This window comes from Amycolatopsis sp. NPDC114504, from assembly GCF_055633595.1.
Map to the genome: position 1 here is coordinate 156,259 of NZ_JBVKDU010000007.1, position 12,094 is coordinate 168,352.

12 protein-coding genes are annotated in these 12,094 nt (G+C 72.0%); 10 read left to right on the forward strand and 2 right to left on the reverse strand.

Annotated elements, in window-relative coordinates:
• Window positions 1-118: 118 nt before the first annotated feature.
• Complete coding sequence (locus ACZ7PG_RS47525) at window positions 119-952, reverse strand: aldo/keto reductase (protein WP_470245833.1); 834 nt, start codon at window positions 950-952, stop codon at window positions 119-121.
• A gap of 23 nt (window positions 953-975) precedes the next feature.
• Window positions 976-2,160: an MFS transporter gene (locus ACZ7PG_RS47530; RefSeq protein ID WP_470245834.1), complete on the reverse strand. Its 1,185-nt coding sequence runs from the start codon at window positions 2,158-2,160 to the stop codon at window positions 976-978.
• 134 nt (window positions 2,161-2,294) lie between these two features.
• On the opposite strand from ACZ7PG_RS47530, the gene ACZ7PG_RS47535 reads away from it, so the two are divergent.
• The 10 genes from ACZ7PG_RS47535 to ACZ7PG_RS47580 all read left to right on the forward strand — a co-directional run bounded on the left by ACZ7PG_RS47535 (window position 2,295) and on the right by ACZ7PG_RS47580 (window position 12,033).
• Entirely contained in the window at window positions 2,295-2,756 is a 462-nt protein-coding gene (locus tag ACZ7PG_RS47535; protein WP_470245835.1) for a MarR family winged helix-turn-helix transcriptional regulator, read from the forward strand.
• 242 nt (window positions 2,757-2,998) lie between these two features.
• Window positions 2,999-4,270, forward strand: coding sequence for an ROK family protein (locus tag ACZ7PG_RS47540; RefSeq protein ID WP_470245836.1), 1,272 nt, complete (start codon window positions 2,999-3,001; stop codon window positions 4,268-4,270).
• A gap of 108 nt (window positions 4,271-4,378) precedes the next feature.
• Window positions 4,379-5,488, forward strand: a complete 1,110-nt coding sequence (locus tag ACZ7PG_RS47545) for an inositol-3-phosphate synthase (RefSeq protein ID WP_470245837.1) — start codon at window positions 4,379-4,381, stop codon at window positions 5,486-5,488.
• On the forward strand, window positions 5,473-6,312 hold the full coding sequence (locus ACZ7PG_RS47550) for an SCO3242 family prenyltransferase (RefSeq protein ID WP_470245838.1): 840 nt from the start codon (window positions 5,473-5,475) through the stop codon (window positions 6,310-6,312). The genes ACZ7PG_RS47545 and ACZ7PG_RS47550 overlap by 16 nt, the downstream gene beginning before the upstream one ends.
• Window positions 6,309-7,130 (forward strand): sugar phosphate isomerase/epimerase family protein, encoded by an 822-nt coding sequence (locus ACZ7PG_RS47555; RefSeq protein WP_470245839.1) that lies wholly within the window; start codon window positions 6,309-6,311, stop codon window positions 7,128-7,130. The genes ACZ7PG_RS47550 and ACZ7PG_RS47555 overlap by 4 nt, the downstream gene beginning before the upstream one ends.
• Window positions 7,127-7,681: an EboA domain-containing protein gene (locus tag ACZ7PG_RS47560; protein WP_470245840.1), complete on the forward strand. Its 555-nt coding sequence runs from the start codon at window positions 7,127-7,129 to the stop codon at window positions 7,679-7,681. The genes ACZ7PG_RS47555 and ACZ7PG_RS47560 overlap by 4 nt, the downstream gene beginning before the upstream one ends.
• Window positions 7,681-8,532: a TatD family hydrolase gene (locus ACZ7PG_RS47565; protein ID WP_470245841.1), complete on the forward strand. Its 852-nt coding sequence runs from the start codon at window positions 7,681-7,683 to the stop codon at window positions 8,530-8,532. Before ACZ7PG_RS47560 ends, ACZ7PG_RS47565 begins: the two co-directional genes overlap by 1 nt.
• Window positions 8,529-9,653 (forward strand): metabolite traffic protein EboE, encoded by a 1,125-nt coding sequence (eboE, locus tag ACZ7PG_RS47570; RefSeq protein ID WP_470245842.1) that lies wholly within the window; start codon window positions 8,529-8,531, stop codon window positions 9,651-9,653. The genes ACZ7PG_RS47565 and eboE overlap by 4 nt, the downstream gene beginning before the upstream one ends.
• Entirely contained in the window at window positions 9,653-11,020 is a 1,368-nt protein-coding gene (locus tag ACZ7PG_RS47575) for a nucleotide pyrophosphatase/phosphodiesterase family protein (RefSeq protein ID WP_470245843.1), read from the forward strand. Before eboE ends, ACZ7PG_RS47575 begins: the two co-directional genes overlap by 1 nt.
• Before the next feature lie 11 nt (window positions 11,021-11,031).
• Window positions 11,032-12,033 (forward strand): sugar phosphate isomerase/epimerase family protein, encoded by a 1,002-nt coding sequence (locus tag ACZ7PG_RS47580; RefSeq protein WP_470245844.1) that lies wholly within the window; start codon window positions 11,032-11,034, stop codon window positions 12,031-12,033.
• Window positions 12,034-12,094 lie beyond the last annotated feature (61 nt).

Below are 12,094 nucleotides of genomic sequence, written 5' to 3' on the forward strand. Positions count from 1 at the left end.
AACCCACCCGGGGAGGAAACGAACCTCCCCCACGGCGGTGGGCGGAGCCCAAAAGAAGGCACCCCGGGTGGGGGGGGGGAAAACGGGGGGAAACCCTTTTTCCCCCCCCACGACGGGGTCAGGCGGCGTTGAACGTGTCCGGGTCCGGGCCGGTGCGCTCGCCGCGGTCCAGCGGCGTCAGCGACTCCAGTTCCTCCTCCGTGAGGGTGAACCCGAACAGGTCGAAGTTCTCCGCGATCCGCGACGGCGTCACGGACTTGGGGATCACCACGTTGCCCAGCTGCAGGTGCCAGCGGAGCACGATCTGCGCGGGCGTGCGGCCGTGCTTGACCGCCAGCTCCGCGATGATCGGGTCGCCCAGCAGCGAGCCGCCCTTGGCCAGCGGGCTCCACGCCTCGGTCGCGATCCCGTGCTTCGCGTCGAACTCGCGGACCTCCTGCTGCTGCAGGTAGGGGTGCAGTTCGATCTGGTTGACCGCCGGCGCGACGTCGGCCGCGTCGAGCAGCCGCGTGAGGTGCGCGGGCTGGAAGTTGGACACGCCGATCGCGCGGACCCGGCCGTCGGCGTGCAGCTTCTCGAACGCCTTCCACGTGTCCAGGTACTTGTCGCGCTCGGGTGTCGGCCAGTGGATCAGGTACAGGTCCAGCTGCTCCAGACCCAGCTTCTCCATGCTCTCGTCGAACGCCTTGAGCGTCGAGTCGTAGCCCTGGGCGGAGTTCCACAGCTTGGTGGTGATGAAGAGCTCGTCGCGGGCGATGCCGGACTCGGCGATGGCCTGGCCGACGCCCTTCTCGTTGCCGTAGACGGTGGCGGTGTCGATGCTGCGGTAGCCCGCTTCGAGGGCGGCCTTCACGGCGGCGGCGGTCTCGTCGTCCGGGACCTTGAACACGCCGTAGCCCAGCTGGGGCATCCGCACGCCGTTGTTGAGTTCGATCACGGGCACGCTGGTCACGAGGGTTCCTTTCGGTGGGTGGTTCATCGGGCGGGTACCCGTTCCCCGGCTTCGAAACTAGCCGGGGCCTTGCGGTCGAGCAGGCCGGAGACGAGCGCCACGGCGAGGCCCGCCGCGGCGAGCAGGGCGCCGATCCAGTTGGGGGCGGTGTAGCCGAGGCCGGCGCCGATGGCCTGGCCGCCGAGCCACGCGCCGCCCGCGTTGCCGAGGTTGAACGCGGCGATGTTCGCCGCCGAGGCCAGCGCCGGGGCGCCTTCGGCCTTGGCCATCACGCGGGCCTGCAGCGGCGGGACGGTCGCGAAACCGGCCGCGCCGAACAACGCGATCGTGATCGCCGCGGGCACCTTGGCGTGCGCGGTGAAGACGAACGCCACCAGCACGAGCGCCAGCGCGGCGAGGATGACGTACAGGCTGGGCATCAGCTTGCGGTCCGCGGCCTTGCCGCCGAGCAGGTTGCCGGCGAACAGACCGGCGCCGAAGAGCACGAGCAGCCAGGTGACGGCGCCACTCGAGAAGCCGGCGACCTCGGTCATCATCGGGGCGATGTAGGTGAAGGACGCGAAGACCCCGGCGAAGCCGAGCGCCGTCATCGCCAGGGCGAGCCACACCTGCGGGCGCCGGAACACGGCGAGTTCGCGGCGCAGGCCGGCGTCCGGGTCCGGCGCCTGGTGCGGCACGAGCGCGAGGACGCCGAGTGCGCCGACGACGCCGAGGACGCTGACCACCCAGAACGTCGAGCGCCAGCCGAAGGCCTGGCCGAGCGCGGTACCGGCGGGCACGCCCAGGACGTTGGCCACGGTCAGCCCGGTGAACATCAGCGCGATCGCGCCGGCCTGCTTGGCCGGGGCGACCAGCGACGCGGCGACGACCGAGCCGACGCCGAAGAACGCGCCGTGCGACAGGGCCGCGACGACCCGGCCGGTCATCAGCAGGCCGTAGCTCGGGGCCAGCGCCGAGAGCACGTTGCCCGCGATGAACAGGCCCATCAGGGCGACCAGCACAGTCTTGCGCGGCACTCGCGAGGCGAGCGCGGTGAGCACGGGGGCACCGACGACGACGCCGAGCGCGTAGCCGGAGATGAGCAGGCCTGCGGACGGGATCGAGACGCCGAAGTCGGTCGCGACCTCGGGCAGCAGGCCCATGATCACGAACTCGGTGGTGCCGATCCCGAAAGCGCTGATCGCGAGGGCGAGCAGAGCGGCGGGCATGGACTTCCTTCTTCCAGGGTAGGCTGTGAGCGTGAGCAACTACGAGCGTCCGAGATAGTTGCACACGCCGTATATTGCACAGGCTTGATACTGCCGCGCGCAACCGTATGCGGCAAGCCCGGGAGAGGTGAACCGTGTCACTGGACGACGACGCCGTCGAAGCCCGCGCTCAGGGCTGGCGCACGCTGGCCGCGCTGCACGCGCGGATCGAGGACCGGCTGCAGCGCGCGCTCGAGCGCGACCACGAGCTGTCGGTGAGCGAGTACAGCGTGCTCGACGCGCTCGCCCGTCAGGACGGCTTCCACCTCCGGATGAACCAGCTCGCCAACGCGGTGGTGCTCAGCCAGTCGGCGACGACCCGGCTGGTGACGCGGCTGGAGGCGCGGGGGCTGCTGGCCCGCTACCTCTGCGCGGACGACCGCCGCGGCATCTACACGGAGGTGACGCCGGCGGGCCAGGCCCTGCTGACGGCGGCGCGTCCGACCCACGACACGGCGTTGGCGGAAGCCCTTGCCGACGCCGAGGGGTTGCCGGAACTTTCGCCGCTGGTTGCCGCCCTGAGCAAGCTTTCCTTCCCGGTCGTGCCCTCGGCCTGACGAAAACTTGCGCAAGCCCGCCCGACACTCCCGCTGAGCGGTACGGCCCGTTCGGTGGGGGGATTAGGTGTCCGAGCTCCCTAACCCGTGCTCCATCCGTGGGACACTTTCGCTTGCATTGTTCGATAGTTTCGCTGGTCAGCACCGTTTGTCCGGCTTTTGTCCGCACTGGGGTGCGTTGACCGGATCGTTTCGCCGCACCTAATTTGTTGAACCACCAGACGAACCGGGGTGGTGTCGGCGTGGACTCCTCCTTTTCGCTCAAGCCGGTGCGCCCGGCCGACCAGGCCGCCGTCCGCCGGAGCAACCTCGCGCTGGTGCTGCGGCACCTGCGCGACGCGGGACCCCGCTCGCGCGCGGCGATCGCCGCGGACACCGGGCTGAACAAGGGAACCGTCTCGAGCCTCGTCGCCGAGCTCGTCGAGCGCGGGCTGGCCCGCGAAGGCGAGCGGGAACGCGCCGGCGCGGTCGGCCGGCCGGGCACGATCGTCGAGCTGGACGGCCGCGACGTCGGCGGCATCGGCGTCGAGATCAACGTCGACTACCTGACCGCGCTCGCCCTCGACCTCACCGGCACCGTGCTCTTCGAACAGCGCGTGGCGCTCGACGTGCAGGCCCTGCCGGTGGCCAAGGTGCTCGACGCGGGCGCGGAACTGACCGCGCGGGCCCTGCGGGAATGCCGCCGGCTCGGGGTGGTGCCGGCCGGCGTGACCGTCGGCATCCCGGCGCTGGTCGACGTCACGAGCGGCACCGTGGCCTTCGCGCCGAACCTGCACTGGACCGACGTGGCGGTGGTCCGCGGCATCACCGACCGGCTGACCCGGCGGCTCGGCCCGCCGTCGTTCCCGATCCGCACGGCCAACGACGCGAACCTCGGCGCGCTCGGCGAGTACGCGATGGGCAGCGTCGCCGGGACCGCCGACCTCGTGTACCTCACCGGCGAGATCGGCGTCGGCGGCGGCGTGATCTCCGGCGGCCGGTTGCTGGGTGGCGCCGAAGGGTTCGCCGGCGAGGTCGGGCACATCCAGGTCGACCCGACGGGTCGCGTGTGCGGGTGCGGGCGCCGGGGCTGCTGGGAGACGCTCGTCGGGCTGGCCGGGATGCTGCGGCACGCCGCGTCGCCGAGCGACCCGGTGCACGACCCGTCGCTCGACCTCGAACAGCGGCTCGACATGATCCGCCGCCGCGCCGAGCTGAAGGACAAGCGGACGCTCGACGCGCTCGCCCAGGTCGGCACCGGCCTCGGGGTCGGCGCGGCCGTGCTGGTCAACGTCTTCAACCCGCGCGTGGTGCTGCTCGGCGGCTACTTCGCCCAGCTGGGCCCGTACCTCCTCGGCCCGATGCTGACCGAGCTCGAGGCGCGGGTGGTCGCGCCGGGCATCGGGGGCTGTCGCGTCGAGCTGTCCTGGCTCGGGTTTTCCGCGGCTTCGCGCGGTGGCGCGCACGTCGCGCTGCAAGCGGTGTTCGACGATCCGGCGCTGGTGCCGGTGCGGCCGGAAAGGGACAGCGGATGACCGGCGGGAAACGCTTGCCCGGGACCGGCGATGGAGATCGAGTGGGAGGCCGCACGTCCGGCAAACCCGTTGCCGGCGCGGGCTGATCCACCCAACAGGGAGGAAACCATGGGGAAGATCGGTGTCTGGCTGATCGGGGCTCGCGGCTCGGTGGCGACGACGGCCGTCGCCGGGGCCGCCGCGATGCGGGCGAGGCTGACCGCGCGCACGGGGTGCGTGACCGAGCTGCCGGACTTCGCCGGCGCGGACCTGCCCGGCCTGGGAGACCTGGTCTTCGGCGGCCACGACGTCGTCGGCACCCCGCTGGTCAAGCGGGCGGAACAGCTGGCGGCGGCCGGGGTGCTGCCCGCGACGCTGCCCGGCCCGATCGCGGCCGAGCTGGAAGCCGCGGAGTCCCGGCTGCGGCCGGCGCCGGGCGGGAGCGGCCGCGCCGCCGTCGAGCAGGCCGTCGCCGACCTGACCGAGTTCCGCGAGGGTCTGGACCACGCCGTCGTCCTCAACGTCTCCTCCACCGAACCGCCCTGTGCGCCGCACCCGGCACACGCTTCGCTGGCCGCGCTGGAAGACGAGCTGGACGTTCTGCCGCCCAGCTCGCTGTACGCCTACGCCGCGTTCCGCGCGGGCTGTGGCTTTGTCGACTTCACGCCGTCCACCGGCGCGCGGCTGCCCGCGCTCGACGAGCTCGCCCGCGCGACCGGACAGCCCTACGCGGGCCGCGACGGCAAGACCGGCGAGACGCTGCTGCGCTCGGTGCTCGCGCCGATGTTCGCCCAGCGCGCGCTGAACGTCCTGTCCTGGTCGGGGACGAACCTGCTCGGCGGCGGGGACGGCGCCACGCTCGCCGACCCCGGGGCGGCGTCGAGCAAGAACGCGTCGAAGCAGCAGGTGCTCGCGCAGAACCTCGGGCGTGAGGTCGACGGCGAGGTGCACATCGACTACGTCCCGGCGCTCGGCGACTGGAAGACCGCCTGGGACCACGTGCTGTTCGAAGGGTTCCTCGGCACGCGCATGACGCTGCAGCTCACCTGGCAGGGCTGCGACTCCGCGCTCGCCGCGCCGCTGGTGCTCGACCTGGCCCGGCTGACCGGGAAGGCGTGCCGCGACGGCGTCGCCGGGCCGGTGCCCGAGTTCGGGTTCTTCTTCAAGGATCCCGTCGGCGACGGCCCGCACGACCTCGCGTCGCAGTACGCGGCCCTGCGCGAGTGGGCGCACCGGTGAAGGCGCTCGTCGAGCTCCTCCGCGCGCCCGCGGCGCTGACCGTGCCCGGGGACGCCGTCGCCGGGGCCGCCGCCGCGGGCTGGCCCTTCGGCCGTCGCACGCTCGCGCTGACCGGCGCGTCCGTCTGCATCTACTGGGCGGGCATGGCGCTCAACGACTACGCCGACCGCCACCTCGACGCGATGGAACGGCCCGAGCGGCCGATCCCGTCCGGCCGGGTCACGCCGGGCACCGCGCTCGGCGTCGCGACCGGGCTCACCGCGGGCGGGCTGGGCATCGCCGCGGCCGCCGGCGGGAAGCAGGCGCTGCGCGTCGCGCTGCCGCTGGCCGCGACGGTCTGGGCGTACGACTTCGTGCTCAAGGAGACGGTGTTCGGGCCGGCCGCGATGGCCGCCGCCCGCGCACTGGACGTGCTGCTCGGCGGGGGCGGTGCCCGAGCGGCCCTACCGGCCGCGCTGACGGTCGGGGCACACACGTACGCCGTGACGACGTTGTCAAGGTCGGAGGTCACCGGTGCCAAGCCCGCCCTGCCCGCGGTGACCCTCGCCGCCACGGCCGGGGTGCGCGTCGCCGCCGGCCGCGTCGGGCCACTGGCCTCGGCGCTGCTCGGGACGTACGCGCTGACCACCGGGCGGGCGCAGTACGACGCCGTCCGCGACCCGGTCGCGCCCAAGATCCGGCGCGCGGTCGGCGCCGGCATCCACGGCATGATCCCGCTGCAGGCCGGGCTGATCGCCCGCACCGGCGCGTGGCGCTCGGCGCTGGCCGTCGCCGCCGCGTTCCCGATCGCGCGGGCGCTGAGCCGGAAGGTGTCGCCGACATGAGGTTCGGGTACGGCACCAACGGCTTCGCCAACCACCGCCTCGGCGACGCCCTGCGCGTCCTGGCGGACCTGGGCTACGACGGCGTCGCGCTGACGCTCGACCACCAGCACCTCGACCCGTTCGGACCGGACCTCGCCCGCCGCGTCGCCGTGCTGGCCGCCGAGCTGGACCGGCTCGGGCTGGCCGTGGTGATCGAGACCGGGGCCCGGTTCCTGCTGGACCCGTGGCGCAAGCACGCGCCGACGTTCCTCGACCCGGATCGGGCGCTGCGCATCGACTTCCTGACCCGGGCCGTCGAGATCGCCGCGGACCTCGGCGCCGAGGCCGTCTCGTTCTGGAGCGGGACCAAGCCGGCCGGGCTGTCCACTTCGGACGCCTGGGAGCTCCTGGTCGCCGGCTGCGCGGACGTGCTGAAGGCCGCGGACGAACACGACGTCAAGCTCGGCTTCGAGCCCGAACCGGGCATGCTCGTCGAGGACCTCACGGGGTACTTCGAACTCTCGCGACGGCTCGGTGATCCGGAGCGGTTCGGGCTGACGCTGGACATCGGGCACTGCCGGTGCAACGAGACGGCGTCCGTGCCCGACTGCGTCCGGCGCGCGTTGCCGCGGCTGGTGAACGTCCAGATCGACGACATGCGCCGGGGCACCCACGAGCACCTGGAGTTCGGGACGGGCGAGATCGACTTCCCGCCGGTGCTGGCCGCGCTGGCGCCGTACGCCGGACTGGTGGCCGTGGAACTGCCTCGCGACAGCCACGCCGCACCGCGGATCGCGCGCGAGTCCCTGGAGTTCCTGCGGAAGGCGGTGGCGGCGTGAACGACTGGCTGGACGAAGCCCGGACCCAGGTCGCCGGTGACGCGTCGGCGTTGCGGACCCTGTTCCCCGGGGTCGGCCGCCGGGTCGGGCGGGGACCGTCGGACATCCCGGGCTGGACGGTCGACGACGTCGCCCGTGCCGAGCTGCTTCGGGCGGCTCCCGGGGCCGCGGCGGAGATGCCGGACCTCTACCGCTACGGCGACGCCGCCGAGAAGCGGGCCGTCCTCCGTGGACTGTCGATTGTAGACACAGTGGACATCGGTGAGGCCGGCCTCGACCTCGTCGCCGATGCCTTGCGGACCAACGACACCCGGCTCGTCACGGCGGCGATGGGGGAGTACGCGGCCACCCACCTGGACGACGCGGCCTACCGCCACGGCGTCCTCAAGTGCGTCTTCATGGGCATCCCCCTGGCGGACATCGCCGGGCTGGACCGCCGGACCGATGAGGAGCTCCTGCGCATGATGCGGTCGTTCGCCGCCGAGCGCACCGCCGCGGGCCGGGACGTGCCCGCCGACCTCCGTCCGCTGCTGACCGAACAGGACGTCTGATGCGCATCTTCGACCCGCACATCCACATGAGCTCCCGCACCACCGACGACTACGCGGCCATGCACGCCGCCGGGGTCCGCGCGCTCGTCGAGCCGGCGTTCTGGCTGGGCCAGCCGCGCACGAACGTCGGCAGCTTCACCGACTACTTCGACGCGCTGGTCGGCTGGGAACCGTTCCGCGCGAGCCAGTTCGGCATCGCCCACCACTGCACGATCGCGCTCAACCCCAAGGAGGCCAACGACCCGCGGTGCGCGCCGGTGCTGGACCTGCTGCCGCGGTACCTGGAGAAGGACGGCGTGGTCGCGGTCGGCGAGATCGGCTACGACTCGATGACCGCCGAGGAGGACAAGGTGTTCGCCGCGCAGCTCGCGCTGGCGATCGACCACGGCCTGCCGGCGATGGTGCACACCCCGCACCGCGACAAGGCGGCCGGGACCGAGCGGAGCATCGCCGTCGTCCGCGAGTCGGGGATCGCGCCCGGGCGCGTGCTGCTGGACCACCTCAACGAGGTGACCGTCGCGATGGTCAAGGAGTCGGGCTCCTGGATGGGGTTCTCGATCTACCCGGACACGAAGATGGACGAAGAGCGGATGGTCGCGATCCTGAAGGAGTACGGCACCGAGCGGGTGCTGGTGAACTCCGCGGCGGACTGGGGCAAGAGCGACCCGCTCAAGACCCGCAAGACCGGTGACGCGATGCTGGCCGCCGGGTTCACCGAGGACGACGTCGACCTCGTCCTCTGGCGCAACCCGGTGGAGTTCTACGGCCAGAGCGGGCGCCTCTCGCTGGAGTCCGACACCGTGGACGCCGAGTTCGCGGGCAACTCGATCCTGCGAGGTGCGCGCAAGTGAGGTTCCGGCATCGCGACGGCTCACTCGTCCACCTCGCCTACTGCACCAACGTGCACCAGGCCGAGGACCTCGACGGCGTGCTCACCCAGCTGGCGCGCTTCGGCGAGCCGGTGCGGGAACGCCTGGGGGTGGACCGGCTCGGGCTCGGGCTGTGGCTGGCCCGGCCGGTGGCGTCCGAACTGGTCGCCGATCCGAGCGCGGTCGTCTCCTTGAAAGCCGAGCTGGCCGCGCGCGGCCTGGAGGTCGTCACCTTCAACGGGTTCCCGTACCAGGGCTTCCACGATCCGGTCGTCAAGCACAAGGTCTACCGGCCGGACTGGTCGACACCCGAGCGGACGCGGTACACGCTCGACCTGGCGCGGCTGCTCGCCGAGCTGATGCCGGACGACGCCGTGCGCGGCAGCGTCTCGACGTTGCCGCTCGGCTGGCGCACCGAATGGCGTGCAGACGGCGGCCAGCTCGAACTTCTGGCCAAGGGGCTGGCGAAGCAGGACCGGCCGGTGCGGGTGGCGTTCGAGCCCGAACCCGGGTGCGTCATCGAGACGACCGCGCAGGCGGCGTCGCTGCTGTCCGAAGTGGACAAGGACTGGCTGGGTGTCTGCCTCGACACGTGTCACCTCGCGGTCGGGTTCGAGGACCCGGCGGCCGCGCTCGGGCGGCTCGAAGCGGCCGGGCTCGACGTCGTCAAGCTCCAGGCGTCGGCCGCGCTGGAGGCCGCGAACCCGGCCGATCCGGCGACCCGGAAGGCGCTGGAGTCCTTTGTGGAATCCCGGTTCCTGCACCAGAGCAACGAAGGTGCTCCGCCGGGTGCCGACGACCTCGACCTCGCGCTGGCCGGTGAGCTTCCGGGGGAGGCGCCGTGGCGCGTGCACTTCCACGTGCCGTTGCACGCCGACCCGGCGCCGCCGCTGACGTCGACCCGGCCGGTGCTGGCCGCGACGCTGGCCGAGCTGTTCGGCGGTGCGAGCGCGCGCACCGACCACGTCGAGGTCGAGACCTACACCTGGCAGGTGCTCCCGGACGCACCCGCCGACGACGCCGGGCTCGTCGCGGGCATCGCGGCCGAGCTGGACTGGACGCGCCGTTCCCTTGTCGGACTGGGCTTGGAAGAGGTGCACTGATGAGTCTGCTGGTCCTCGACGTCGTCGGGCTGACGCCCCGGCTGCTCCCGCACATGCCGAACCTGCGCGGGATGGCCGAACCCGGCTTCACCGCCCAGCTCGACACCGTGTTCCCGGCGGTGACGTGCTCGGTGCAGTCGACCTTCCTCACCGGCCTGCAACCGGCCGAACACGGGATCGTCGGCAACGGTTGGTACTTCCGCGACCTCGGCGAGATCTTCCTCTGGCGCCAGCACAACAAGCTCGTCCAGGGCGACAAGTTCTGGGATGCCGCCCGTCGCGTGCGGGCCGGGCATCGCGTGGCGAACGTCTGCTGGTGGTACGCGATGGGCATGGACGTCGACCTGACGGTGACCCCGCGGCCGATCTACCACGCCGACGGCAAGAAGTCGCCGGACGCCTACACCCACCCGCCGCAGCTGCACGACCGCCTGGTGGGCGCGCTGGGCGAGTTCCCGCTGTTCACCTACTGGGGCCCGACGGCCGCGATCACGTCGTCGAAGTGGATCATCGCGGCGGCGCGGAAGATCATGGCCGAGGACAAGCCGGACACCACGCTCGTCTACCTCCCGCACCTCGACTACGACCTGCAGCGCTTCGGGCCGGACGCGCCCCAGGCCGCGGCCGCCGCGCGCGAGATCGACACGGCGTTGAAGCCGCTGCTGGACTTCGCCGCCGCGGGTGGGCACACCGTCGTCGCGTTGTCGGAGTACGGCATCACCAACGCGAGCCGGCCGGTCGACATCAACCGGGCGCTGCGCCGTGAAGGCCTGCTCAACGTGTACGTCCAGGCCGGCATGGAGTACCTCGACCCGTGGACGTCGCGGGCGTTCGCCGTCGCCGACCACCAGGTCGCGCACGTCTACGTCGCCGACCCGGCCGACATCCCGCGCGTGCGGGACATCGTCGCCGGACTGTCCGGAGTGGACGCCGTCCTCGATCGCGAGGCACAGGCGGGCATCGGGATCAACCACGAACGGGCCGGGGAACTGGTCGCGATCGCCGAGCCGGACGCCTGGTTCACGTACTACTACTGGCTGAGCGACGACCGCGCGCCGGACTTCGCGAAGACCGTCGAGATCCACCGCAAGCCCGGCTACGACCCGGCCGAGCTGTTCTTCGACCCGAACGACCCGCGGGTGAAGCTCAAGGCCGCGTCCGCGCTCGCCCGCAAGAAGCTCGGCCTGCGGTACTCGATGCAGGTCGTCCCGCTCGACCCCGCGCCGGTTCGCGGGAGTCACGGGCGGCTGCCCGACTCGCCCGAGGACGGGCCGGTGCTGCTGTGCTCGGACCCGGCGCTCGCGCGCGAAAAGATCCACGCCACCGAAGTCAAGGACTTGCTGCTGGCGGCCATCCGAACCGAGTAGGAGGTCAGGACATGGCACGACCGTTGACCCTGTTCACCGGGCAGTGGGCCGATCTGCCGTTCGAGGAGGTGTGCGAGCTGGCGAGCGGCTGGGGCTACGGAGGCCTGGAGATCGCCTGCTGGGGCGACCACTTCGAGGTGGACCGCGCGCTGGCGGAGGACGGCTATGTCCAGGCGAAGCTGGAGACGCTGGCCAAGTACGACCTCAAGGTGTGGGCGATCTCGAACCACCTGCTCGGCCAGGCCGTCTGCGACCACCCGATCGACGAGCGGCACGAAGCCATCCTGCCGGCCCGGATCTGGGGTGACGGCGAAGCCGAGGGCGTCCGGCAGCGGGCGGCGGAGGAGATGAAGACCACCGCCCGCGCCGCGGCGAAGCTCGGGGTGTCCACTGTGGTCGGTTTCACCGGCTCGTCGATCTGGCACACGGTGGCGATGTTCCCGCCGGTGCCGCCGTCGATGATCGAGCGCGGGTACGCCGACTTCGCCGCGCGCTGGAACCCGATCCTGGACGTCTTCGACGAGGTCGGCGTGCGCTTCGCCCACGAGGTGCACCCGAGCGAGATCGCCTACGACTACTGGAGCACCGTCCGGACGCTGGAGGCGATCGGGCACCGGGAGGCGTTCGGGCTGAACTTCGACCCGTCGCACTTCGTCTGGCAGGACCTCGACCCGGTCGGGTTCCTGTGGGACTTCAAGGACCGCATCTACCACGTCGACTGCAAGGAGGCCCGCAAGCAGCTCAACGGCCGCAACGGCCGGCTCGGCTCCCACCTGCCCTGGGCGGATCCCCGCCGCGGCTGGGACTTCGTGTCCACCGGTCACGGCGACGTCCCGTGGGAGGACGTCTTCCGGATGCTCAACGCCATCGGCTACGACGGCCCCATCTCCATCGAGTGGGAGGACGCGGGCATGGACCGGCTCATCGGCGCACCGGAAGCGCTGGAGTTCGTCCGCAAGCTCAACTTCACCCCACCCACGGCGGCCTTCGACGCCGCGTTCTCTTCGAAGTAGCGCTTCTGGTCAACGGGTGACCGCCAGCCCCGTCGGAAGGTGATCGAAACCGGCTTCGCGC